27 protein-coding genes are annotated in these 25,453 nt (G+C 40.4%); 18 read left to right on the top strand and 9 right to left on the bottom strand.

Going from position 1 to position 25,453, the window contains the following annotated elements; all coding sequences use genetic code 11:
* Positions 1 to 25 precede the first annotated feature (25 nt).
* The 17 genes from rsmG to deoD all read left to right on the top strand — a co-directional run bounded on the left by rsmG (position 26) and on the right by deoD (position 16,382).
* A complete protein-coding gene (rsmG, locus tag SJ2017_RS21280; protein ID WP_055025459.1) occupies positions 26 to 646 on the top strand; it encodes a 16S rRNA (guanine(527)-N(7))-methyltransferase RsmG in 621 nt (206 codons plus the stop codon).
* A 58-nt stretch (positions 647 to 704) separates the two neighbouring features.
* On the top strand, positions 705 to 1,487 hold the full coding sequence (locus SJ2017_RS21275; protein ID WP_080917305.1) for a ParA family protein: 783 nt from the start codon (positions 705 to 707) through the stop codon (positions 1,485 to 1,487).
* Between the two features lie 15 nt (positions 1,488 to 1,502).
* Positions 1,503 to 2,396 carry a ParB/RepB/Spo0J family partition protein gene (locus SJ2017_RS21270; RefSeq protein WP_055025457.1) on the top strand — a complete coding sequence of 298 codons (894 nt, stop codon included), beginning with the start codon at positions 1,503 to 1,505 and terminating at the stop codon, positions 2,394 to 2,396.
* Positions 2,397 to 2,621: 225 nt separating this feature from the next.
* Positions 2,622 to 3,005, top strand: a complete 384-nt coding sequence (locus SJ2017_RS21265; RefSeq protein WP_055025456.1) for an ATP synthase subunit I — start codon at positions 2,622 to 2,624, stop codon at positions 3,003 to 3,005.
* Positions 3,006 to 3,017: 12 nt separating this feature from the next.
* The gene (gene atpB / locus SJ2017_RS21260) at positions 3,018 to 3,839 is read left to right on the top strand and encodes a F0F1 ATP synthase subunit A (protein ID WP_055025455.1); all 822 of its coding nucleotides are present in this window, start codon (positions 3,018 to 3,020) and stop codon (positions 3,837 to 3,839) included.
* A 32-nt stretch (positions 3,840 to 3,871) separates the two neighbouring features.
* Entirely contained in the window at positions 3,872 to 4,117 is a 246-nt protein-coding gene (atpE, locus tag SJ2017_RS21255; protein WP_080917303.1) for a F0F1 ATP synthase subunit C, read from the top strand.
* A 39-nt stretch (positions 4,118 to 4,156) separates the two neighbouring features.
* Positions 4,157 to 4,627: a F0F1 ATP synthase subunit B gene (atpF, locus tag SJ2017_RS21250; protein ID WP_055025454.1), complete on the top strand. Its 471-nt coding sequence runs from the start codon at positions 4,157 to 4,159 to the stop codon at positions 4,625 to 4,627.
* A 16-nt stretch (positions 4,628 to 4,643) separates the two neighbouring features.
* Positions 4,644 to 5,177, top strand: a complete 534-nt coding sequence (atpH, locus tag SJ2017_RS21245; RefSeq protein WP_055025453.1) for a F0F1 ATP synthase subunit delta — start codon at positions 4,644 to 4,646, stop codon at positions 5,175 to 5,177.
* Positions 5,178 to 5,191: 14 nt separating this feature from the next.
* Positions 5,192 to 6,733: a F0F1 ATP synthase subunit alpha gene (atpA, locus tag SJ2017_RS21240; protein WP_080917302.1), complete on the top strand. Its 1,542-nt coding sequence runs from the start codon at positions 5,192 to 5,194 to the stop codon at positions 6,731 to 6,733.
* 51 nt (positions 6,734 to 6,784) lie between these two features.
* Positions 6,785 to 7,645, top strand: coding sequence for a F0F1 ATP synthase subunit gamma (atpG, locus tag SJ2017_RS21235; protein WP_055025451.1), 861 nt, complete (start codon positions 6,785 to 6,787; stop codon positions 7,643 to 7,645).
* A 33-nt stretch (positions 7,646 to 7,678) separates the two neighbouring features.
* Positions 7,679 to 9,070: a F0F1 ATP synthase subunit beta gene (gene atpD / locus SJ2017_RS21230; RefSeq protein ID WP_055025450.1), complete on the top strand. Its 1,392-nt coding sequence runs from the start codon at positions 7,679 to 7,681 to the stop codon at positions 9,068 to 9,070.
* Positions 9,071 to 9,103: 33 nt separating this feature from the next.
* Positions 9,104 to 9,532, top strand: coding sequence for a F0F1 ATP synthase subunit epsilon (locus SJ2017_RS21225; protein ID WP_055025449.1), 429 nt, complete (start codon positions 9,104 to 9,106; stop codon positions 9,530 to 9,532).
* A 194-nt stretch (positions 9,533 to 9,726) separates the two neighbouring features.
* Positions 9,727 to 11,094, top strand: a complete 1,368-nt coding sequence (gene glmU, locus SJ2017_RS21220; protein WP_080917300.1) for a bifunctional UDP-N-acetylglucosamine diphosphorylase/glucosamine-1-phosphate N-acetyltransferase GlmU — start codon at positions 9,727 to 9,729, stop codon at positions 11,092 to 11,094.
* Positions 11,095 to 11,267: 173 nt separating this feature from the next.
* Positions 11,268 to 12,041, top strand: a complete 774-nt coding sequence (locus SJ2017_RS21215; RefSeq protein WP_080917547.1) for a DeoR/GlpR family DNA-binding transcription regulator — start codon at positions 11,268 to 11,270, stop codon at positions 12,039 to 12,041.
* Between the two features lie 28 nt (positions 12,042 to 12,069).
* Entirely contained in the window at positions 12,070 to 13,899 is a 1,830-nt protein-coding gene (gene glmS, locus SJ2017_RS21210) for a glutamine--fructose-6-phosphate transaminase (isomerizing) (RefSeq protein ID WP_080917299.1), read from the top strand.
* A gap of 489 nt (positions 13,900 to 14,388) precedes the next feature.
* Positions 14,389 to 15,615, top strand: a complete 1,227-nt coding sequence (locus SJ2017_RS21205) for a NupC/NupG family nucleoside CNT transporter (protein ID WP_080917297.1) — start codon at positions 14,389 to 14,391, stop codon at positions 15,613 to 15,615.
* 56 nt (positions 15,616 to 15,671) lie between these two features.
* Complete coding sequence (gene deoD, locus SJ2017_RS21200) at positions 15,672 to 16,382, top strand: purine-nucleoside phosphorylase (protein WP_055025445.1); 711 nt, start codon at positions 15,672 to 15,674, stop codon at positions 16,380 to 16,382.
* 130 nt (positions 16,383 to 16,512) lie between these two features.
* Here the strand turns inward: deoD and SJ2017_RS21195 are convergent, their stop codons facing one another.
* The 9 genes from SJ2017_RS21195 to SJ2017_RS21155 form a co-directional block, all read right to left on the bottom strand.
* Positions 16,513 to 17,307 carry a nuclear transport factor 2 family protein gene (locus SJ2017_RS21195; RefSeq protein WP_240433862.1) on the bottom strand — a complete coding sequence of 265 codons (795 nt, stop codon included), beginning with the start codon at positions 17,305 to 17,307 and terminating at the stop codon, positions 16,513 to 16,515.
* Positions 17,308 to 17,510: 203 nt separating this feature from the next.
* Positions 17,511 to 18,377, bottom strand: coding sequence for an AraC family transcriptional regulator (locus tag SJ2017_RS21190; protein WP_080917294.1), 867 nt, complete (start codon positions 18,375 to 18,377; stop codon positions 17,511 to 17,513).
* Positions 18,378 to 18,539: 162 nt separating this feature from the next.
* Positions 18,540 to 18,899, bottom strand: coding sequence for a hypothetical protein (locus tag SJ2017_RS21185; protein WP_080917293.1), 360 nt, complete (start codon positions 18,897 to 18,899; stop codon positions 18,540 to 18,542).
* A gap of 235 nt (positions 18,900 to 19,134) precedes the next feature.
* Positions 19,135 to 19,386, bottom strand: a complete 252-nt coding sequence (locus SJ2017_RS21180; protein ID WP_080917291.1) for a hypothetical protein — start codon at positions 19,384 to 19,386, stop codon at positions 19,135 to 19,137.
* 61 nt (positions 19,387 to 19,447) lie between these two features.
* Positions 19,448 to 20,005 (bottom strand): outer membrane beta-barrel protein, encoded by a 558-nt coding sequence (locus SJ2017_RS21175; RefSeq protein WP_156003402.1) that lies wholly within the window; start codon positions 20,003 to 20,005, stop codon positions 19,448 to 19,450.
* A gap of 194 nt (positions 20,006 to 20,199) precedes the next feature.
* The gene (gene pstB, locus SJ2017_RS21170; protein WP_055025427.1) at positions 20,200 to 20,949 is read right to left on the bottom strand and encodes a phosphate ABC transporter ATP-binding protein PstB; all 750 of its coding nucleotides are present in this window, start codon (positions 20,947 to 20,949) and stop codon (positions 20,200 to 20,202) included.
* A gap of 58 nt (positions 20,950 to 21,007) precedes the next feature.
* On the bottom strand, positions 21,008 to 21,877 hold the full coding sequence (gene pstA, locus SJ2017_RS21165; protein ID WP_080917288.1) for a phosphate ABC transporter permease PstA: 870 nt from the start codon (positions 21,875 to 21,877) through the stop codon (positions 21,008 to 21,010).
* Between the two features lie 2 nt (positions 21,878 to 21,879).
* Complete coding sequence (gene pstC / locus SJ2017_RS21160; RefSeq protein WP_080917287.1) at positions 21,880 to 22,785, bottom strand: phosphate ABC transporter permease subunit PstC; 906 nt, start codon at positions 22,783 to 22,785, stop codon at positions 21,880 to 21,882.
* A 100-nt stretch (positions 22,786 to 22,885) separates the two neighbouring features.
* Complete coding sequence (locus SJ2017_RS21155; protein WP_055025424.1) at positions 22,886 to 23,695, bottom strand: phosphate ABC transporter substrate-binding protein; 810 nt, start codon at positions 23,693 to 23,695, stop codon at positions 22,886 to 22,888.
* A gap of 551 nt (positions 23,696 to 24,246) precedes the next feature.
* Between SJ2017_RS21155 and SJ2017_RS21150 the strand changes: the two genes are divergently transcribed.
* The gene (locus tag SJ2017_RS21150; RefSeq protein ID WP_080917285.1) at positions 24,247 to 25,446 is read left to right on the top strand and encodes a potassium/proton antiporter; all 1,200 of its coding nucleotides are present in this window, start codon (positions 24,247 to 24,249) and stop codon (positions 25,444 to 25,446) included.
* Positions 25,447 to 25,453 lie beyond the last annotated feature (7 nt).

Raw genomic sequence — 25,453 nt, 5'->3', positions numbered from 1 at the left:
CCCTTTGATTTAGAGGTCACTTAGCGTGTTAGCCGATCAACTTAAGATTTATCTTGCTGAAACTGGTATATCAGCAACAGAAACTCAACAACAACAGCTTGTTGGGTTTGTTACCATGCTAAACAAATGGAATAAAGCTTATAACTTAACTTCGGTTAGAGATCCTGAACAGATGTTAATCCGTCATGTTATGGACAGTTTAGTGGTTTCTCCTTATCTTAAAGGGCAGCGTTTTATTGATGTTGGGACTGGACCAGGTTTACCTGGGATCCCACTAGCAATTCTTAATCCCGATAAAGAGTTTGTGTTACTTGATAGTTTAGGAAAACGTATTCGTTTTCAAAAACAGGTTCAATTTGAATTAAAGATCAATAACATTACTTCAGTTGAAAGTCGTGTTGAGGCTTATGAGCCCGAGCAAAAATTTGATGGCGTAATTAGCCGTGCTTTTGCATCAATTGAAGACATGTTGACTTGGTGTCATCACTTACCAGCTGACAATGGCCAATTTTATGCGCTTAAAGGCCAACTTAGTGATGCAGAAATGGCCAGTATTCCTAACGAGTTTACAGTCACTGAAACCATTTCGTTAACAGTGCCAAAGCTCGATGAACAAAGACATCTGTTAAAACTGACCAAGAAATAATAGTCAGGAAAAAAATAAATATTATCGGACATCGTAAATAAGTCCTTAGGGTGAACACGTGGGTAAAATCATTGCCGTAGCCAACCAGAAAGGTGGCGCTGGAAAAACAACAACTTGTGTTAATTTAGCAGCATCACTTGCAGCCACAAAACGCAAAGTGCTGTTAATCGATCTTGATCCGCAAGGTAATGCCACTATGGGCAGCGGTGTCGACAAATATGAAGTTGAAAATACCGCATACGAATTGCTTGTTGAAGAAAAGCCGTTCGAAGAGATAGTGATCAAAGATACGACCGGTAAATATGATCTTATTGCGGGTAATGGTGATGTAACTGCAGCAGAAATTAAGCTGATGGAGTTTTTTGCAAGAGAAATTCGATTAAAAAATGCTTTGGCAGCAGTAAAAGATGATTATGATTTCATTTTTATTGACTGTCCGCCGTCGCTCAACATGTTGACGGTCAATGCGATGTCTGCCGCTGATTCTGTATTAGTGCCAATGCAGTGTGAATACTATGCATTAGAAGGCTTAACTGCATTGATCGATACCATCACCAAATTAGGTGCGATGGTTAACCCTAATTTGAGCATCGAAGGGATCTTACGAACCATGTATGATCCTCGAAATCGTTTATCTAATGATGTGTCCGATCAGCTAAAACAACATTTTGGCGAAAAAGTATATCGCACTGTTATTCCAAGAAATATCCGTTTAGCTGAAGCGCCTAGTTTTGGTGCTCCTGCGATGTATTATGATAAATCAAGTGCTGGCGCCAAAGCCTATTTAGCTTTAGCGGGTGAAATTATTCGCCGTGCAGAGCAACAAACAGAATCAAAGTAAGCGTAAGGGAATAAAATGACGTTAAAAAAACGTGGTTTAGGTAAAGGTTTGGATGCATTACTAAGCAATAGTAGCGCTGCGAATAGAAAAACAGAACAGACTCAACCTAACATCAATATCGACCAAGCGCCGAAAGAAGATGGTTTATTAATGCTAGATGTGGATTTATTGCAATCTGGTAAATATCAGCCGCGTAAAGACATGTCACCAGAAGCACTGGATGAATTAGCTGAATCTATTAAGTCACAAGGTATCATTCAGCCTATTGTTGTTCGTAAAGTTGATGCTGAAAGATACGAAATCATTGCTGGCGAACGTCGTTGGAGAGCATCGCAAATTGCTCAATTAGAGCAAGTTCCTTGTATTGTTAAGCAAGTACCTGATGAATCCGCCGTAGCAATTGCCTTGATTGAAAATATCCAGCGTGAAGACCTTAATGCAATGGAAGAAGCCATTGCATTACAACGTTTACTTGAAGAATTTGAATTAACCCATCAACAAACGGCTGATGCTGTCGGAAAATCTAGAGCAAGTGTTTCTAACTTATTACGATTAAACAGTTTAAATGAGCCAGTAAAACGTTTATTAGAGTATGGCGATATTGATATGGGTCACGCTCGAGCATTATTGGCTATTGAAGGTGATGAGCAAACAAACCTTGCTCGATTAGTCGCTTCTAAAGAAATGACAGTTCGTGAAACTGAACGATTAGTGAATAAAGCCCTAAATCCTACCAAAGAAGCCGAAAAGCCAGCTAAAGATCATGATGTAACCCGCTTGGAGCAACAGTTAATTGAAAAATTAGGTGCTAAAGTGGCTATAAATCATGGCAGTAAAGGTAAAGGTAAAATTGTAATAAACTACCAAGATCTTGCTGAATTAGATGGAATACTTAGCAAAATCCACTAAATCCTCCAACAAAGTCATTTCAATAGTAACTTTGTAACAAGGCGTAAATTTGAGATTTTAGAAATTTAGTCTCAAATCACGCCTAATATCACTGTTTAACCTCTCATCAAAGTTGCAAACAAGGTGTGAAAAGGTATACTTTGCATGCTTTTTTTCCTGTCTGAGTTGTTAATGATCACATTAACCGCCCAGAAGAGAAATAAGCATTAATGCGGAGATTAAAAATTGAGTAAGGTTTTAGCGCGTCGTGGCCGGTGGTCAGCCTATAGAATAGTGTTGTTGCAGGCGGCGGTAGCTGGGGGAACTTCAATTTTATTTTTCGCTCTGTGGGGAGCTCAGTATGGCTTATCTGCTTTAGCAGGTGGTCTCATTGCTGTACTCCCTAATTTTGTATTCGCAACCCTTGCTTTCTCTCATGCGGGAGCTAAAGCGTCAGGAAAAGTCGTTTGGATGTTTTTCTTGGGGGAAGCGGTAAAGTTGCTGCTAACCATTGTGTTATTCGCCATTGCATTTGGCATGCTGAAAACGCCATTTATGCCGTTATTTAGCTGTTATTTGTTGGCGCTATTAATACCTTGGACAGCCCCTTTATACTTCAAGCAAAATTAAGTGAGATTAATCATGGCGACAACTGGTGAAGCATTAAATGCTTCCGAGTATATCCAGCATCACCTGACTAATGCGAAAATGTGTTCTGCTGATGGCGGAATTGCTTTTAACTATGCATGTCAAGATGCCGGGTTTTGGACTTGGCACATTGACTCACTTTTGTTTTCAGTAGGTCTTGGGGTTCTATTTTTGTGGGCATTCTTCAAAGTAGGACAAAAAGCAACAACTGGCGTTCCAGGTAAATTTCAATGTTTCGTTGAAATGTGCGTGGAAGGTGTAGATAAAATCGTTAAAGACTCATTTCATGGTCGTAACGCGGTTATCGCACCATTAGGTCTGACTATTTTTGTCTGGGTTTTCCTGATGAATTTAATGGACTTAATTCCGGTTGACTTTGTACCTGAAGCCGCAAACAGATTTTTAGGTGTTCCTTACCTTAAAATTGTACCAACAACTGACTTAAACGTAACTCTAGGTATGGCCTTGAGTGTGTTCGCGTTGATTGTTTTTTACAGTATTAAAGTTAAAGGATTTGGTGGTTTCACAAAAGAAATGACCTTACAACCTTTCAACCATTGGTCACTGATTCCAGTTAACTTGATTTTGGAAACAGTTACTTTGGTTGCGAAGCCGATTTCATTGTCGCTTCGTCTGTTTGGTAACCTGTATGCAGGTGAGTTGATCTTTATTCTGATAGCACTGATGCCTTGGTGGGCTCAGTTCGCATTATCAGTGCCTTGGGCTATTTTCCATATTTTGGTTATTGTGCTGCAGGCGTTTATCTTCATGATGCTTACGATTGTATATCTAAGCATGGCACATGAAGAACATTAATTTAATAAAATTAGTTATTTATCGGAGATAAAATGGAAACTGTAATTAGCTTTACAGCAATAGCTGTTGCAATCATGATTGGCTTAGCAGCGCTAGGTACTGGTATTGGCTTTGCTATCTTAGGTGGTAAGTTCTTAGAAGCTTCAGCTCGTCAACCAGAACTTGCTCCAGCATTACAAACTAAGATGTTCATCGTAGCTGGTCTACTTGATGCGATCCCAATGATTGCAGTTGGTGTTGCATTATTCTTCGTATTCGCTAACCCATTCTTAGGTTAATTAGCTGGCTAATCGCCCCCCTTAGAAGGAGTTGTCGTTATGAGTATTAACGCTACCCTGCTAGGCCAAGCGATTTCTTTTGCACTCTTCGTGTGGTTTTGCATGAAGTTTGTATGGCCGCCATTGATGAACGCTATCGAAGAACGCCAGAAGAAAATTGCCGATGGGCTAGCTGATGCAGGACGTGCTGCAAAAGATCTAGAGTTGGCTCAAGCGAAAGCTAATGAGCAACTAAAAGAAGCGAAGGCGACTGCTAATGAAATTATTGAGCAAGCTAATAAGCGCAAAGCTCAAATAGTTGAAGAAGCTAAAATTGAAGCTGATACCGAACGTGCGAAAATTATCGCTCAAGGTCAAGCTGAAATTGAAAACGAACGTAATCGCGTTAAAGATGACTTGCGTAAGCAAGTTGCTACTCTTGCCGTAACTGGTGCAGAGAAAATTCTTCAACGTTCGATTGATCCAGAAGCTCACAGTGACATAGTTAATAAACTTGTTGCTGAAATTTAATTAAGGAATCGGAGTTATGGCTGAAATAAGCACCATTGCTCGTCCTTATGCAAAGGCAGCTTTTGATTTTGCTGTTGAACACAAAGCAATTGAAGATTGGGCAGAAATGCTTAACTTCGCGGCATTGGTAAGTGAAAACGAATCAATTAAACCGTTGCTTGGTGGTTCATTGGCTAGTGCACAACTTGCCTCACTATTTATCGAAGTATGTGGTGAGCAAATGAATGCGCAAGGTCAGAACCTTATTAAGGTGATGGCTGAAAACGGTCGTTTAGAGATACTACCAACAGTATCTTTACTTTTTGCTGAATACCGCAATGAGTGGGCTAAAGAAGTTGAAGCAACTGTTGTTTCAGCGACTGAGCTGAGCTCTGAGCAACAAGAGCAAATTAGTGTTTCTCTTGAGAAACGTCTCGCACGCAAAGTTAAGCTGAATTGTAGTGTAGATGCATCGCTTATTGGCGGTGTAATTATTAAATCAGGCGACCTAGTCATCGATGGCTCGGTTAGCGGTAATTTATCGCGCTTGTCTGATAAGCTACAATCGTAATTGGGAGTTTGAGCATGCAACTGAATTCCACTGAAATCAGCGATCTGATTAAGCAGCGGATCGAGCAGTTCGACGTCGTTAGTGAAGCTCGCAACGAAGGTACAATCGTTGCAGTAAGTGACGGCATCATTCGCATTCACGGCCTTGCCGATGTAATGCAAGGTGAAATGATCGAACTGCCTGGTGGCCGTTTTGCAATCGCGTTGAACTTAGAACGTGATTCTGTCGGTGCCGTAGTAATGGGTCCTTATGCTAATTTAGTAGAAGGCGCAAAAGTTAAGACCACTGGTCGTATTCTTGAAGTACCAGTAGGTCGTGGTTTATTAGGCCGCGTAGTTAACACCCTTGGTGAGCCAATTGACGGTAAAGGACCAATCGATAACGATGGTTTCTCTCCTGTTGAAGTAATTGCTCCTGGTGTAATTGAGCGCCAATCAGTAGATCAACCAATCCAAACTGGTTATAAAGCCGTTGACTCTATGATCCCAATTGGTCGTGGACAACGTGAATTGATCATTGGTGACCGTCAGACTGGTAAAACAGCGATGGCTATCGATGCAATTATCAACCAGAAAGATTCAGGCATTAAATGTGTATACGTAGCTGTAGGCCAAAAGGCTTCTACAATTGCTAACGTAGTACGCAAGCTTGAAGAGCACGGTGCATTAGCTAACACTATCGTTGTAGTAGCAACAGCTTCTGAAGCTGCAGCATTACAATACTTAGCACCTTACTCAGGTTGTTCAATGGGTGAATACTTCCGTGACCGCGGTGAAGATTCTTTAATCGTATATGATGATCTATCTAAGCAAGCAGTTGCTTACCGTCAGATCTCTCTACTATTGAAGCGTCCACCAGGACGTGAAGCATACCCAGGTGATGTATTCTATCTACATTCTCGTTTATTAGAACGTGCTTCACGTGTAAACGAAATCTACGTAGATAAATTCACTAACGGTGAAGTAAAAGGTAAAACCGGTTCTTTAACTGCGTTACCGATTATTGAAACCCAAGCAGGTGATGTATCTGCATTCGTACCGACCAACGTAATTTCTATTACAGATGGTCAGATCTTCCTTGAGACTGACTTATTTAACTCTGGCTTACGTCCAGCTGTTAACCCTGGTATTTCTGTTTCTCGTGTTGGTGGTGCGGCTCAGACTAAGATCATCAAGAAACTGTCTGGTGGTATTCGTACCGCGTTAGCACAGTATCGAGAGCTTGCTGCGTTCTCACAATTTGCATCTGACTTAGATGATGCAACTCGTGCTCAACTTGAGCATGGTGAGCGTGTTACCGAACTTATGAAGCAAAAGCAATATGCTCCAATGAGCATCGCTGCCCAAGCTATCTCAATCTTCGCAGCTGAAAAAGGCTACTTGAAGACTGTTGAATTAAGTAAAATCGGTAGCTTCGAAGCTGCTCTGCTTTCATTCATGAACAGCGAACATGCTGAGCTTGTTAATACTATTAATGAAACTGGCGATTACAACGCAGACATTGAAAGTCAATTAAAAGCTGGCCTGGACAAGTTCATTGAAACCCAAACCTGGTAATAATTATCGAGGTGTCGTAAGGCGCCTCAGGTCCCAGATTGGAGAGTAGAAATGGCCGGCGCTAAAGAGATTAAAACCAAGATCGCGAGTGTTAAAAACACTCAAAAGATCACTTCTGCAATGGAAATGGTGGCTGCCAGCAAAATGCGCAAAGCGCAGGATCGCATGGAGTCGAGCCGTCCATATGCAGAGCATATGCGTAAGGTGATCGGTCACGTAGCGCAAGGTACTCTTGAATATAAACATCCATATTTGGAAGTTCGAGATGCCAAGCGGGTTGGTTACATTGTTGTGTCAACCGACCGTGGCCTTTGTGGTGGTCTGAACGTTAACCTTTTCAAAAAGGTTGTGTCAGATGTGAAGGATTGGAAAGACCAAGGGGCAGAAGTTGAATTTTGTCCAATTGGTGCACGAAGTGTGCAATTCTTCAATAGCTTTGGTGGAGAAATCTCTGCCCATGCCTCAGGTTTAGGCGATGCGCCTAAGTTAGCCGATTTAATCGGTACCGTGAGAGTTATGCTACAAGCTTACAACGAAGGTAAACTGGATCGTCTGTTTATCGTATTCAACAAATTTGTGAATACTATGACTCAGACTCCTGTGATCGAACAGCTGCTACCTTTACCTAAATCGGAAGAAGAAGTAGCTAAGTATCCTTGGGATTACATTTACGAGCCAGATCCAAAAGATATTTTGGAGGTATTGTTGACTCGTTATGTTGAGTCTCAAGTTTATCAAGGTGTTGTTGAGAATATTGCGTCTGAACAGGCTGCCCGTATGGTAGCAATGAAGGCTGCAACTGATAACGCTGGTGAGCTGATCGATGATCTGCAATTAGTCTATAACAAGGCACGACAAGCTGCGATTACGCAAGAATTGTCGGAGATTGTTTCAGGCGCTGCAGCGGTTTAGGTTAGGTAACTAATAAAGTTTAGAGGATTAATCATGAGCACAGGTACTGTTGTCCAAGTAATTGGCGCGGTTGTGGACGTAGAGTTTCCACAAGATTCTGTACCTCAGGTATATGACGCTCTGAAGATCACAGGTGAAGGCGACTGTAATGGCTTGGTGCTGGAAGTTCAGCAACAGCTAGGTGGTGGTGTAGTTCGTGCCATCGCTATGGGTTCTTCTGATGGTCTGCGTCGTGGTCTAGAGGTAGCAAACTCAGGTTCACCAATTTCTGTTCCGGTTGGGGTTGCAACCCTTGGCCGTATCATGAACGTATTGGGTGAGCCTATCGATGAAGCGGGTGACATTGGTGAAGAAGAGCGTTATGAAATTCACCGTGAAGCACCTTCATACGAAGATCAGTCAAACACAACTGAACTTTTAGAGACTGGTATCAAGGTTATCGACCTTGTTTGTCCATTCGCTAAGGGTGGTAAAGTTGGTTTATTTGGTGGTGCTGGTGTTGGTAAAACCGTCAACATGATGGAATTAATCAACAACATCGCAAAAGCACACTCAGGTCTTTCTGTATTCGCTGGTGTTGGTGAGCGTACTCGTGAGGGTAACGACTTCTACTACGAAATGAAAGATTCTGGCGTTCTCGACAAAGTAGCCATGGTATATGGTCAAATGAACGAGCCTCCAGGAAACCGTTTACGTGTAGCATTGTCTGGTTTGACAATGGCTGAAAAATTCCGTGACGAAGGTCGTGACGTACTGTTATTCGTTGATAACATCTACCGTTACACTTTGGCCGGTACTGAAGTATCTGCACTATTAGGCCGTATGCCTTCTGCAGTAGGTTACCAACCAACACTAGCTGAAGAAATGGGTGTTCTACAAGAACGTATTACTTCAACTAAGTCTGGTTCTATTACCTCTGTACAAGCGGTATATGTACCTGCGGATGACTTAACCGATCCGTCACCAGCAACAACCTTCGCTCACTTAGACGCGACTGTTGTACTGTCTCGTAACATTGCTTCGCTAGGTATTTACCCAGCGGTTGACCCACTGGATTCGACTTCTCGTCAATTAGATCCATTAGTTGTTGGTCAAGAGCATTACGATGTAGCAAACGGCGTACAAACTGTACTTCAACGCTACAAAGAGCTAAAAGACATTATTGCTATCTTGGGTATGGATGAATTATCTGATGAAGATAAAACAACTGTATTCCGCGCACGTAAGATTGAGAAATACTTATCTCAACCTTTCTTTGTAGCAGAAGTCTTTACAGGTTCTCCTGGTAAGTACGTTTCTCTTAAAGACACTATCCGTGGCTTCAAGGGTATCTTGAATGGTGAGTTTGATCACATTCCAGAGCAAGCGTTCTACATGGTTGGTTCAATCGACGAAGCTGTCGAGAAAGCTAACAAAAAGAAATAACTGAGCATTAGCTTAGTATTTTAGGAGATCTTGATGGCAGCCATGACAGTCAAACTTGATATAGTAAGTGCAGAGAACAGCATGTACAGCGGTGACGTGACCTTCTTAGAAGTGAGCGGTACTGAAGGTGAGTTAGGTATTATGCCTAACCATGCTCCTTTGCTAACTAAAATCAAACCTGGCATGGCGCGCATGATTAAGGAAGATGGAAGTGAAGATGTATTGTATTTATCAGGTGGTATCCTGGAAGTACAACCAACTTCAATTTCTGTACTTGCTGACGTCGCTATGCGTGCCGATGATATTGATGAGCAAGCTGCACTTGAAGCTAAGCAACGCGCAGAAGCGAGTATCGCTAATGCAGGCGCTGACTTTGATTACGAAGCTGCAACAATCGAATTAGCTAAATCTTTAGCTCAACTTCGTGTTGTTGAAACCATCAAAAAGAACATTGCCAGATAAAGGTTATTGTTTTAAAAAGGCGACCCTTGGGTCGCCTTTTTTGTGTCTGTTATTTAAATGTCCCTCATCAGGTGTGTCACTAACCATAGCTAATGAACCAGAATAAGCAGAGAACTGCACATTTCCATTTCTAACATTCAATATCTGCGATAAAATAAACGGCTATTAACTCAATTGTTGCTCAAGGAATCCTGATGTCATTAAATGTTGTCATTCTCGCTGCTGGTAAAGGAACACGGATGCGTTCAGACTTGCCAAAAGTACTACACCCCATTGCTCATAAAAGCATGGTACAACATGTTATTGATACCGCTAATTCGCTTGGTAGTAATGCTATTCAACTGGTTTATGGTTATGGGGCAGATAAACTTCAAACTGTTTTAGGTGAACAAGCTGTAAATTGGGTTCTACAAGCTGAGCAATTAGGTACAGGCCATGCTGTGGCTCAAGCTAATCCAAACATTAATGACGACGACACCGTGTTAATTCTTTATGGTGACGTGCCTCTAATACAGCAGTCGACTCTAGAAAAGTTATTAGCAGCAAGACCAGAAAACGGTATGGCTATTTTAACGGTCAATTTAGTTAACCCAACAGGTTATGGTCGAATTGTTCGCGAAGCGGGTAACGTGGTTGGTATTGTTGAGCAAAAAGACGCTAATGCTGAGCAATTACTGATTCAAGAAGTAAACACAGGCATCATGGCGGTTCCTGGTAAACAACTTAAATCTTGGTTAGGTTGCTTATCAAATGCTAATGCTCAAGGTGAATACTATCTAACGGATATTGTTGCCATGGCAAAAGAAGATGGTGTGGACATCGATACAGCCCAACCTGAATCAGCTGTAGAAGTTGAAGGGGCGAATAATCGCATTCAACTTGCACAACTTGAAAGAGCTTATCAGGCAAGAGCGGCTGAAAAATTAATGCTTGAAGGTGCAAACCTTCGTGATCCTGCTCGACTTGATATTCGCGGTGATGTCAGCGTCGGCATGGATGTAATGATTGATATCAATGTTATTTTCCAAGGAAAAGTGACGATTGGTAATAACGTGACGATTGGTGCTGGTGCCATTCTTATTGACTGTGAGATTGCTGATAACGCTGAAATTAAACCTTATTCAATAGTCGAAGGCGCCAAGCTAGGTAAAGCCGCTAGTGCTGGGCCGTTTGCTCGTTTACGCACCGGTGCAGAGCTCAAGGAAGATGCCCATATTGGTAACTTTGTTGAAATGAAAAAAGCGGTATTGGGTGAGGGGTCTAAAGCGGGTCATTTAGCTTACCTAGGTGATGCGAGTATTGGTCGCGGTGTAAATATTGGTGCTGGTACTATTACGTGTAATTACGATGGTGCAAATAAATTCCAAACGACTATTGAAGATGATGTGTTTGTCGGTAGCGACTCGCAACTTATTGCGCCAGTGACTATTGGGAAAGGCGCCACATTAGGTGCTGGTTCTACGATTGCTAAAGATGTCGGCGAGGGTGAGTTAGTTATTACTCGTGTTAAGCAGCGTCACATTAGTGGTTGGGCAAGACCAGTCAAAAAGCCTAAATCATAAAATTGAGCTTTAAAAACTGACATAAAATCAGTTTATTAATCAAATTTATAAACGGTCTGTTAAAACAGGCCGTTTTTTTATGCCTAATGAAACTGGATATTAATTGTTTGAAATATTGTCTAAAAAGTTTCGTTTGTTTATAATTATCTTTCGAATCGAAACTTATGGTTATTATGAACAAACGTAATACACAACAACGCAGACATAATATTATCAGTATTTTATCTCAGCAAGGTGAGGTGAGTGTTGATGAGTTGGCGTTACGGTTTGAAACTTCTGAAGTCACAATCCGAAAGGACTTAGCGACATTAGAAGAAGCAGGATTATTGCTGCGTCGTTATGGTGGCGCTGTTGCGGTTCCTGATGAGGTTACTCAACAGTTTAGCTCCAAAATTGCTCCAAATAAGTTGTCTATTGCTAAAAAAGCTGCGCAACTTATTAAAGATCATAATCGCATTATTATTGATAGTGGCAGTACAACATCAGGTCTTATTCAGCAACTTGATAATTTGCGGGGCTTATTAGTCATGACTAATTCCCTGCAATTAGCGAATGCTATTCATGAATTAGAAAATGAACCGACTTTATTGATGACCGGTGGTACTTGGGATCCGCATTCTGAGTCTTTCCAAGGACAAATTGCCGAACAAGTACTGCGCTCTTATAACTTTGATCAACTCTTCATTGGTGCTGATGGTATTGACCTTGAGCGTGGAACGACTACGTTTAATGAATTAACTGGTCTCAGTAAAGTGATGGCTGAAGTATCACGTGAAGTTATTGTGATGCTTGAATCAGATAAGTTTGGTCGCAGAATTCCCAACCTCGAGCTTGCCTGGGAAAACATCAGTGTTTTAGTGACTGATGACAGATTACCTGCGGATATGGTCAACAAAATTACTCAATATGGCGTTAAAGTCTTATTAGCGCCATATAAAAACAAATAAATCAGTTTTATAAATTAGGTATTAAATTATGTGTGGAATTGTAGGTGCAGTAGCGCAAAGGGATGTGGCAGAAATTTTAGTAGAAGGTTTAAAGCGTCTTGAGTATCGAGGTTATGATTCCGCTGGTGTTGCCATCATCAATCAAGGTGAATTAGGACGGACTCGTCGAGTAGGTAAGGTACAAGAACTAGATGATGCACTAGCAACTTCTCCGTTAGCAGGTGGAACGGGTATTGCTCATACTCGCTGGGCTACTCACGGTGAACCAAGTGAACGCAATGCTCACCCACACTTATCTGAAGGTGATATAGCCGTTGTTCATAATGGCATTATTGAAAACCATAATAAACTCCGCGAAATGCTTAAAGGCCTAGGTTATACCTTCGCATCAGATACTGACACAGAAGTGATTTGTCATTTAGTTCACCATGAATTAAAAAGCCATGACACGTTACTGGCTGCAGTACAGGCCACAGTTAAACAGCTTGAAGGCGCATACGGAACAGTCGTTGTAGATCGTCGTGATAGCGAGCGTATGGTTGTTGCTCGCAGTGGTAGCCCATTGGTTGTCGGTTATGGTCTAGGCGAAAACTTTGTTGCTTCTGATCAGTTAGCCCTATTACCTGTAACACGTTCATTTGCTTTTTTAGAAGAAGGTGATGTCGCTGAAATTACTCGTCGTGAAGTCAGTATTTTTGATGTTGATGGTAATCCGGTTGAGCGTGAGGTAAAAGAATCTGAAGTGACTCATGATGCTGGCGATAAAGGCGAGTATCGTCATTACATGCTTAAAGAAATTTATGAACAACCAACAGCAATTGCCCATACTCTTGAAGGCCGAATTGCTGCTGGTAAAGTGTTAGATTCAGCATTTGGTGAGAATGCGGCAGAATTTTTAAAAGACATAAAGCATGTGCAAATCATAGCATGTGGTACCAGTTATCATGCTGGTATGGCAGCCCGTTATTGGTTAGAAGACTGGGCTGGCGTATCGTGTAATGTTGAAATTGCGTCTGAGTTCCGTTACCGCAAATCACATATGTTCCCTAACAGCCTGTTAGTGACTATCTCTCAGTCTGGTGAGACTGCAGATACCTTAGCGGCGATGCGTTTAGCAAAAGAGATGGGCTACAAAGCGACCTTAACTATTTGTAATGCGCCAGGTTCTTCATTAGTTCGTGAGTCTGATATGGCTTATATGATGAAAGCTGGTGTTGAAATTGGTGTGGCATCGACGAAAGCCTTTACAGTACAACTTGCTGGTTTATTAATGCTAACCACTGCAATTGGTCGCCATAACGGTATGACCGAAGAGATGGAAGCTGAGATCACTCAGAGCTTACAATCTATGCCTGCTAAAGTAGAGCAAGCGTTAAGTTTAGATGATGCGATTGCTGAACTTGCAGAAGACTTTGCTGACAAGCACCATGCTTTATTCTTAGGTCGTGGCGATCAATATCCAATCGCGATGGAAGGTGCGCTTAAGCTAAAAGAGATTTCTTACATTCATGCTGAAGCTTATGCATCGGGTGAGTTAAAGCACGGCCCATTAGCACTGATTGATGCCGATATGCCGGTTATTGTTGTCGCGCCAAATAATGAATTGCTTGAAAAGCTTAAATCAAATGTTGAAGAAGTCCGTGCCCGTGGTGGCTTAATGTACGTCTTTGCTGATAAAGATGCAGAGTTCGAATCTGATGACACCATGAAGGTGATTCCGGTTCCACATTGCGATGAGTTTATGGCGCCGCTTATCTACACCATTCCATTACAGTTATTGTCATATCATGTGGCATTAATTAAAGGTACTGATGTGGATCAGCCACGTAACTTAGCGAAATCAGTCACGGTAGAATAATATTTGGCGTGTTAGCAAAACACTCGTGCACAGTTAAAGTAAAACTCGCGCATCATAACTGTGATTAGTGCAGTCTTTAAACCTCCACGTAAGTCTTACTTACGTGGAGGTTTTTTATTTGTATTTATTAAGCGCCAAAATGCGCTATTTTTACTCAGTTTTAAGTAGTTTAATTTCAGAATTGATATGCCAATAACACAATCAATAGAGCGAAATTTTGTTTTATTGAATATGGCTTCTCTACAGGATGAAAAGTGAATGTTTACACATCTTATGGATTGGTTTGGAAATGTTTGTTTTATGATTTTTATGTGTTTTTTATATTTATTAAATGCTGTATTTGTTTTGGTTTTTTAGGTGCTATTTCGGCATTTTCTCCACTTTCTTATCTTTTACTAAAATAGTTATTTCTGACAACAAACAAGGCTTGAGTCCGTTTATTTGCTCGATAAACTGCATGTATCAAATCGTTTCACGAGTCAAAAATGTATGGAAGTTTTCATCAGTTTACTAGGCATGTGTGCCTTGATTGGTTTAGCTATTTTATTGTCAGAAAAACGCAGTGCAATTAAACCAAGAACGGTAATCGGTGCACTTGCATTTCAAATCGCATTTGGTGCATTTGTCATGTATTTACCTATGGGGCAAAGCATGTTGGGTGGCGCATCTAGCGCAGTAATGCATGCGATCAACTATGGTAATGAAGGTTTAGCGTTTGTATTTGGTGATTTAGCTAAATTCAGTGTTGGTTTTATCTTTGTTATTAACGTTCTGTTTGTTGTGGTGTTTATTAGTGCCTTGATTGCTGTGCTGTATTACCTCGGCATTATGCAACTGATTATCGGCGTTATTGGTGGTGGACTTTCTAAATTATTAGGCACTAGCCGTGCTGAATCATTATCAGCAACCGCCAATATTTTTGTCGGCCCTATTGAAGCGCCATCAATGGTGAGACCGTTTGTTAAACATATGACCCGTTCAGAGTTGTTTGCTGTGATGACAGGTGGCTTAGCTTCTGTTGCTGGTGGCACTATGATTGGTTACATACAAATGGGCGTGGACATTAAATACGTTCTCACCGCAGCCTTTATGACGGCTCCAGCTGGATTACTCTTTGCTAAGTTAATGTGGCCTGAAACAGAAACGCCACGCAATGATATTAAGCAAGTCATGGATGAGCAAGAAGACAAGCCTACCAATGTATTGGATGCAGCAGCAAGCGGCGCAGCTATGGGGATGCAACAAGTGCTTGCGGTATCAGCTCTGCTAATTGCCTTTGTTGGCTTAATAGCCATGGTTAATGGCTTAATTGGTGGTGTTGGTGGTTGGTTTGGTCATGGTGATATCACCATGCAAGCAATCTTAGGTTATTTTTTAGCACCATTAGCTTGGTTAATGGGAGTGCCGTGGAGTGAGGCGACTCAAGCTGCTTCGTTTATTGGCCAGAAAATGGTGATCAATGAGTTTGTTGCTTATATTGATTTCTTAAAAGTCGCTGAAGATTTGTCACCTAAAACTCAAATTATCATCAGTTTTGCTTTATGTGGTTTCGCTAACCTTGGCTCATTAGCCATGGTGATTGGTGGACTGGCCGCTCTGTGCCCTGAGCGCCGCCATGATTTAAGTGAAATTGGTATGAAAGCATTGATTGCTGCAGCATTAGCTAACTTAATGAGCGGAACCATTGCAGGCTTATTATTTAGTTTAGCCAACTAGAACACTAATATTTTTATGCCAGCTAAGGTCTTAGTTGGCAACATCGGAGTAAGAGCATGACCCCACACATTAATGCCCCAGAGGGCGCTTTCGCTAAAACAGTATTAATGCCTGGCGATCCGTTACGTGCAAAATACATTGCAGAAAACTTTTTAGATAACCCAAGACTTGTGACAGATGTACGTAATATGCTGGGTTACACAGGCGAATATAATGGTAAAACTATCTCTGTTATGGGCTCCGGTATGGGCATCCCATCGATTTCTATCTACGCTAAAGAGCTCATTACTGAATATGGCGTTGAAAATATTATTCGTATCGGCTCTTGTGGTGCCGTCAGTGACAAAATTAAATTAATGGACGTGGTAATGGCAATGGGCGCGAGTACCGACTCTACCGTTAACCGCACTCGCTTTGCTAATACTGACTTTGCCATGATTGCTGATTTTGGTTTACTGCGCTTAGCAACTGATGCTGCAGAAAAACAAGGTGCGAGTTATCACGTAGGTAATCTATATTCTTCGGATTTATTCTATTGTGAAGATGAAAGCCGATATGACTTGATGGAAAAATACGGCATTTTAGGTGTTGAAATGGAAGCAGCAGGTCTTTATGGCGTCGCAACAGAATATGGCGCTCGAGCACTTGCTATGATGACAGTGACCGATCATATTAGACAAGGTCTTCACTTAACAGCGGAAGAACGTCAACAAACGTTAAATGAAATGATTAAACTGACTTTAGAGGCAGTTAGTCATATCGATTAACCGAGTTCATTCTGCTTGAACATAAGCTTGAACATAAGCTTGAACATAAGCTTGAACATAAGTATGCCGAACTTACTTCTGTCACGAAATAAGTTCGGCATTGTTGTTTTATCTGTGATTAAGCTGAATATTAAAAGCCGAATTTACCGTTATTGTTTTGCCACTCTGTTTGAGCGGGAATGGTTTCAATGGTGTCCCAATGTTCAACGATTTTACCGTTATCTAAGCGAAATAAATCGTAAAAAGCAACGTGTTGATTCATAAAGGTTCCTTCACTAATCGATAATACAAAGTTACCTTCTCCGAGTATTTTATGGTTTTTACTGACCACCATAGGCATATTCGCAGCAGCAAGTTCACCTAACGCTTTACCTAAGCCACTAAGGCCGTCTGCAATTGCTGGGTTGTGTTGAATATAAGCATTGTCATCATTATCAATAAATTGATTAATCTTGCTCATATCACCTTTCATTAATATGGTTGCGACAAAATCAGCAACAATCGCTTTATTCGAATCAGTTTTATCTAAATCGGTTACTTCAGTCGCACCGTCGAGCTGCGTTCTACCACTTGGATTAGCGGGGGCGATTGCTTGCAGGTTATCCCAGTGCTCAACAATTTTACCTTCTTCAAAGCGAAATACATCAAAACCTACTTTGGGACCAAAAAAGTTATATTCTGTGTGAGTGAAGGTGTAATCACCATCTTGAAATGCACGTTTAACTTTGGCTTTTGCACTTCCTTTTGGGAGTTGCTGCAGTACAGCCCCGAACCCTGCTAATCCGTCGGCAACAGCTAAGTTATGTTGGATATACTTTTCTGGATTGATGTAACCAATCGCTGTTTGCTCGCCCGTTTCGATACTTGATATAACCGCTACAGCTTTTTGCTTATTAGATAATGTTTGTGCGCTTGAGTCTGTCATAGTGATTACTTCCTGATTTGATGTGCATGCGATAAGGCTAAAAAGGCTGGCCGCTAAAAGTGAATGTTTAACAAGAATAGGTGTTGTCATTGTGTTGTCCTCAATTTGCTTGAGAACAATATTAGCGATCGCTGGAGTCACTTGGCAGAGTGTATTTGAGTGTAAAAATGGTGAATATCGAACCTAAAGCAGGATGTTTATTATTATCCAACCTGCTTTAAAAACTGACTTGGTGTGATATTAGTTTGATTTTTAAAGTACTTAACAAAATTGCTGGCATCGTCAAAACCAAAATCATAAGCAACTTGCTGAGAAGGCTTTTTACTGATGACTATATGTCGTTTTATCTCTATAACAGTAAAAGCATCAATCATTTGTTTAGCGGTTAATCCTGTTGCCAACTTACAAATGTGATTTAAGGTTTTATAAGTGGTATTAACTTGGTTGGCATACCAGCTTGCATCTCGAGTTTTCCGGAAGTGTTGCTGCATTAACTCAAAAAAGCGTGCAAGTTTTACATTTTGCTCTAATGACATGTTGTCATGTTTCGCAGCAGGCCTTAATCGATGTAATATCAATGCCAGCGCTGAGAACAGATACATAACGATGAGAGGATCAGTTTGTTGATGATTAAACTCAATAGTGATTTGCTCAAGCAATAAACGGGTTCGCTGGTAAGTTTGTTTATCAAGTTTTAATAGTGGTGAGTGCTGTTGGTTAAGGTGTGTTGGGGTGTATTTAGGTAAGCGCATATTGGCATGGACTTGATCTAAAAATGCCTGTGTGAAAATAAGCACTTTACCTTGCGGATTAGTAGAAAAATCAAATGCATGAACCTGTTCTCGCTGAACCAGTAAGACAGAGCCTGCACAGAAAGGGTAATCATTGAAATCAATCATGTGAACGCCTTCGCCTTGCTCAATATAAATGAGCATAAAGAAGTTCACTTTATGAGGAAGCCGTGGGTCGTGGTCGATATTGGCTCTTTGATATAATGATGCAAGATCAATTATCTCAAGTTCTTCCTCATCTGATTGCTGATGGTTAAAGCCAATATCGGGTATATTCAACGTTAAACTCCACTAGTTCAATCATAAAAGTGTAGTGGAATTAGACACTCCCTAGCAAGTCATGGGATGAAAGTTCATCATGATTAGGTTGCGCGATAATATGTGAATACTTAGGTAAATACTTAGGTAAATACTTAGGTAAATACTTAGGTGATAAAGTGATTACCTCATTCCTAAACTTGCGACAGTACTGTCTTGCGTGTAATTAATTGCATCCTGACATAATTGTACTTTCTTGGGCTCATCTGATGCTTTAAATTGAGCAATATAAAGATCTAATTCATCGCTGGTCTGTTGCGTCATCATCATGTGTTCTATACCCGTTTTATATTGTTCTGTTACCAATTTTTTGATGATGGCAGCCTGTTGTGCAGACTCTTTAGTATCAATGTCACTATAAAATACATCGCATATCATTAAGCCTGCCATACCAATTGCATCTTCTGTTGAAAGTTGTTGATTTGCATACGCCGAGCCAATGAGTAAACAGTTAGCAATAGCTGCAGAGAGTAATTTTTTCATTTGGTTACCTCAAGTAAAACTAAATTTTCTATAAGAGTTGAATTCATTTTTAGAAAGGTTAGCCAAATATCGGTATCCATATTGTTACTGAACTCTAGAGCTTGATTGTTTTTAGTCTTTTTTATCTATTAAAGAGGGAATAAAAGCTGTTTAAGTCGTTACTGGAGACTAAACAGAGTGAATATCCAGAGTTTAGTGTGGTATCACTTAAGTCACTTCACTATTTCTATACTGTCTATTTCATCGTCACTTTGCCGCCAATTATTTTAAAAGCAGGCGTGCAGCGAACCAAGGTATCTCGAGCAAAAGGTGTTTCACACTGTGGACACACACAAGGGGTTTTAGTGTAGTCATCTACAATACGTTCTTTGAAGCATTTAACTAATGCACCTTTTCCGCCCTTGCGGTATTTAAATAGCTGGGTTTTACATTTAACACAAAAAATATCGACAGTGCGGGTTGGTCCTTTAGCGTTTGGTTTAGCCAAAATAACTCCTAATATGGTTAAGGATTAAATGGTAAATCAAACGCAGTAGAGTTGATAGTGACTAGAACCGATAACCAAAATTTGCGGTTAAAGTATTCGTATCAAACTTCTGATAGGTATAAACCAAAGAAAACTCGTAATTTGGTGCAAAATTATATTGCCAACCTAAGGATGTTAATGCTCCAACACCTTCATTATCAGTAACCACATGCTCATCATCATATCTAAAATTTGCAATGACATTATATTGGGCAATACCTAGTTTAAATAAGAAAGAAGATCGTTGTGATAATGGCTGCGAGTATACAGCCGCAAGACGAAAGCTAGATACTTTATCTATGTATGCACTGGTTAACGGGTTTAAAATAAGAGTGCCAGTTATTTTTTGATACATGTAACCGATTTCGCCTCCCCAACAAGGAGTGAATTGATAACGGTAAGCGACATCATAATGATGTTTTAAGTTTAATCTCTCTTCATCAAAACCATGTACTTCAGCCCAGCGAGATACTCCTAAGCCACCACCTAAACTGATAACGTGATGAGATTCGTCAATAAGTTCCTCTGCTGTGGTCAAAGCAGAAACTTGCAACATAATGATGATGAATATGTATTTCACTTTAAGTGTCCTTGAACTATCAGCCTTAAAAATTGGCGTGTCTTTATATCAAGGTTAAAAGCCAGTTAGCATGTCATTGACGTTTTAGTTTTTGGTTGATGAAACTATTTGTTTGATTAAATAAAAAAGCCTTCAATATCATATTGAAGGCTTTTTTATTTCTAACTATTTAGTGACAGATTAACACAATCGTATTAACCAAACTCACCACTAACATAACCCTGAGTGCGTGAGTCTTGTGGGTTATTAAATACTTGGTGCGTTTCACCTTGCTCTACTAATTCACCCATCCAGAAGAAAGCTGTTCTATCCGAGATGCGCTTTGCTTGGTTCATTGAGTGAGTCACGATAACAATGGTGAACTTTTTACGTAATTCATCCATTAGCTCTTCAATCTTATGGGTTGCGATTGGATCAAGTGCACTGGTTGGCTCATCCATTAAGATAACTTCAGGCTCCATCGCAATCGCGCGGGCAATACACAAACGTTGCTGTTGACCACCTGATAAACCAAAAGCAGGTGTATTTAGTCTGTCTTTAACTTCTTCCCATAAAGCTGCGCCACGTAATGAGTCTTCAACAACTTTATCTAATACAGCTTTATCTTTAACGCCTTGGGCTTTAAGGCCAAAAGCGATGTTTTCATAAATACTCATCGGGAAAGGGTTTGGCTTTTGAAACACCATACCTACTCGCATTCTTAGGTTTTTTACATCAACGTCGGCATAAATATCTTCACCTTCGAATGCCACAGTGCCTGTAATTTTGACTCCTGCAACCAAGTCATTCATTCGGTTTAGCGTGCGTAGCAGTGTTGACTTTCCGCAACCTGATGGCCCAATTAAAGCCGTCACTTGGCGTGATGGGATGTTAATTGAGATATCTTTTAACGCATGGTTTTCGCCGTAAAATAGGTCTAAGTTGCTTACTTCAAGTTTGTTCATGATCTGGCCTTTAATTAACACGATGTTTTACGTGTTATTCCTATTCGTTTGTTTAATGCTAAGAAGATTTATTTAATCGGGTAGCAATGACTTTGGTTGCTAAATTTAGTGCTAATACCAATACAATTAAGATGGTTGCAGTGGCATAAGCTTGATCCCATTCGTGCTGAGTAAATAACTCTTGGGTTAACTTATATAAATGAACAGTCAATGTTCGGCCTGAATCTAATACAGAGTCAGGAATTTGAGTCACCATACCAGCGGTTAAAAATACAGGTGCTGACTCTCCAATAACGCGGCCAGTACTTAAAATGACCGATGTAACAATACCTGGTAAAGCGCTTGGTAATATTAAGCGCCAAATAGTGTAAATTTTACTACTGCCTAATGCATAACCACCTTCACGGTAGCTCATTGGGACAGCCATTAAGGCTTCTTCCGTAGTACGAATGATGACGGGTAAAATCAACATAGCTAGCGTTAATGCACCCGACAAGATTGAAAAGCCTAAGCCTAAGGTCGTGACAAAGAATGTCATACCAAATAAGCCGTAAACAATTGATGGAATACCAGCTAATGATTCAGTACAAAAACGGATAACCTGTACAAATTTACTGCCAGGTTTTGCATATTCAGTAAGGTATATCGCAGTCATAATCCCAATTGGTGCGGCGAAAGCGAGTGAAAGCAATACCATGTACACCGTTGAGACAATCATCGCCCAAATACCAGAAGCTTCGCCAATGCGGGTATAGGCACCAGTAATAAACTCCCAACTAACATGGCTTAATCCATTTGAGAGAATGTGCCAAACCACCCATAACAAAAATAAGATAGTGATACCGGCAGCAGCCCAAATAGCGCCATGAAGCAATTTATCTTGATTCTGTCTCGATACTAATGAGTTTGATTGAGTAAACTTAAACATGATTAATACGCTCTCTTGCGATTTAGGTATAACAATGAACCGTTAAGCAAAACGATAAATACCAATAAGACAATACCTGTTGCATACAGTGCACTTGAATGGATGCCTGTTGCGTAAGACATTTCCATTGCGATGTTAGCGGTAAGTGTACGTGCAGGCTCCAATAACGAACCTGGCATAGCCGGTGCGTTACCCATAACCATAATGATGGCCATGGTTTCACCAATTGCACGAGCAACGCCCAGTGCAACGCCTGTAAAGATGCCGCTTTTAGCGGCAGGGATCAGTACTTTAAAAATACTGTATATATGCGATGCGCCCAAGGCTAGCGCACCTTCCTTATACACTGAAGGTAAGGCTCTAATAGATGTTTCTGAAATAGTAATGACGGTTGGCAAAATCATAATTGCCAACACAATGATTCCCGCCAAAATGGTGTTACCAGCAGGAATATTAAAAATCGTTTCAATGGCTGGGACAATAATCACCAATCCAAAAAATCCGTATACAACAGAAGGAATGCCAGCTAGTAACTCAACTGCTGGTCTAACTAAATCTGCTAACCATTTAGGGGCAATTTCTGCCAAAAATACAGCGGTTAAAATAGCAATAGGGACACCAATGATTACAGCACCAGCTGTTGATATCATTGAGGCAACAATCATAGGTAAAATGCCATAAAGTGCTGGTGGCAGCCATTCTTTACCTGTTACAAACTCAGTAACACCTGCTTCTTTAAATGCAGGTAAACCTTCGTTAAATACAAACCATCCGATGGTGGAAACCGATAGTACGCCAACCATAGCGCAACATAGGAAAAGGCCATGAAAGAAAATTTCTTTGATGTCCATGGCTTTTTTTTGTGCAAGTTGCAGTCCTTGTGATTGGACTTTAGTTGCTGTATTCATCATATGCCTCGAGGTCGTACTGATGATTAATCATTTTTAATATTTGATAGAAACTACAAAAGAGGAGCATAAGCTCCTCTTAATATACCGTGGTCAGTTATTACTGAACGCGGATGTAACCTTCTTCAGCAACAATGCTTTGACCGTCATTTGACATGATAAAGTCGATGAAGCTTTGTGCATTCGGGTGTGGCTGGTCATTCACTAAAACGATGAATGGACGAGCAATTTGGTATTCGCCAGCTGCAATGTTTGTGTCAGTAGCTTCAACGCCACCTACACTTAGAGCAACTAAAGAATCATCAACTGAACCAAGAGAGATATAACCGATGGCGTATGGGTTATTCGCAACGATTGTTTTGATCATACCGTTACCATTACCTACTTGAGCTGTAGGTGTAATAGCCGTTACCTTGTGGCCATTAACAGTACGTTGTAAGTCCATGATTTCTTCGAAAGCGCCACGAGTACCAGAACCGTTTTCACGAGTTACTACAACGATTGGACGAGCTTCGCCACCTACTTCGCTCCAGTTTTTGATTTCGCCGCGGTAGATTTTTGAAATTTGTTCTTGAGTTAAGTCTTGAACTGGGTTTGCTTTGTTTACTGCAGCAGCAATACCGTCACGAGCAATAACGATTTCTTTTGTTGTATCGTTTAACTCATTTTCTTTAATGTTACGAGAAGACATACCAATCATGCTGGTGCCGTCTTTCGCTGCACGAATACCAGCAGAAGAGCCAGTGCTTTGTACTTCAACATTCTTTTTAGCAGTGTTTTGATAGTTCTCTGCTAGCACTTCCATAACGTGTGCAACAGATGTTGAACCAGATACTGTCACTGTACCAGCTTGAACAAGAGGTGCCGTCATTAAGCCAACAGCAGTTAATAAACCAATCACTTTTTTCATCACAAATTCCACTTATTATTTGTACTTAAATTTGTACTTAATACCCATCTTGGATATTGAAAGTTAGGGTGCTTCTTTCTCGCTGTAATTTGAAGCGAGTGCATTAAGACAGATCAATATGACAGTTAAGTTACAGTGTTCTTTGTTGAAATTGGATTATCTAAAGTTACCTAAGGTTATGTTTTTTTATGTTATATTTATGTGTGGCGGATGTGTTTATTAACTATAATTCAGCAAAAAAAACGCTGAATACCTTAAATTGCTATTGAAGGGGTCAAAGCCAAGTATTATTGAAGTGTAATGGTGTTCAATTTGACTGAATAAGCGCAAAATGCTTTTAGTGTTAATCTTGGATTAAGCTTAGGTTAAGGTGGATTTGAGGATTGATGTTATATTGCCGCCAAATTATTTAGCGTAAAAATTTTTATTAAACTTTTATTACACTCAAGCACTGCCAATAATTAAGTTATAAGCTGCGATGTCTTTATAACTTAAGTTTGATTTTGGTGGCCTTCTTAGTTCATTTTCTTATCAAAATAAAAAGGGACGTTATGACCACAGAAATGATTATGATTGGAATGTCTATTCTGATCGTTATTGGCATTTTATTGCATCATCCTTCTCGTACCTTAGGGATCCCGTCGCTATTCATCTTTATGGGAGTGGGTCTTTCACTTGGTAATGGTGAGTTTAATTTTGTTTATGACAATTTGGACAAAACTGCATGGATTGGTGGCTTAGCGCTAAATGTGATTGTTTTTGTTGGTGGCCTTAATACCTCGACGGATAAAATTAAGATAGCGTATAAAGAAGGGGGCGTTTTGGCATCCTTTGGGGTGATATTTACCACTCTCATCTTCGCTTGTATTTTATATTTGCTGCTCGACTTCAATTTTGTAATTTGCCTACTATTTGCCGCTGTTGTGTCTTCAACGGATGCGGCGGCTGTATTTTCGATTTTAGAGTCGAAAAAGTTAAAGTTAAAAGAAGAAACCGACACCGTCTTGGAGTTTGAGTCAGCAACCAATGACCCAGTAGCTATGCTCATGGTTATTGTATTAACCGAGATGGCACTGTCTTCAACACAATCGGTTACTATATCTTCTTTAAGTTTGAGCTTGTTTACTCAAATCGCTGTTGCAATTATCGTCGGATTTTTAATTGGTAAGCTTGCTGTAACACTGCTAAATAAGATTAGTTTGTCAGAGTATGGCTTGATACCAGTGTTTGTATTAGCCAGCTTTATTATTGCGACTTACGGTGCTGATTTATTGGGGGGCAATATATTATTGGCTTCTTACATTGCGGGTGTCGTTATTGGGAACGGCATTAAAAGAGGGCAGCAAGTTAACTTGCACTTTTTTAACAGTTTATCTTGGTTGGCTCAGGCACTAATGTTTATTGTGTTAGGTCTACAAATATTCCCACAGACGCTGATGACCGTATTCTGGATATCTATACTTCCAGCTTTATTACTCATATTTGTTGCAAGGCCGCTTGCTGTTCAACTGTGCTATTTACCTTTTGTAAAAGCCAGTTGGAAAAAGCGACTATTCATTTCTATGATAGGCCTAAAGGGGGCAACACCTATTGTGTTTGCGTTAATACCTGCTGCAGCTGGTGTTCCAGGCGCAATTGATATTGTGCATATGGTGTTTTTCTTTGTCTTATTTTCTATCTTTATTCAAGGTGGAGCGATAGCGCCATTGGCAAATAAGCTAGGACTTGAAAAAGACAAACCTGCAAAGTAGTTTTCTT

Source organism: Shewanella japonica, from assembly GCF_002075795.1.
GTDB classification, from domain to species: Bacteria; Pseudomonadota; Gammaproteobacteria; order Enterobacterales; family Shewanellaceae; genus Shewanella; species Shewanella japonica.
This window is presented reverse-complemented; position numbering and strand designations above follow the sequence as displayed.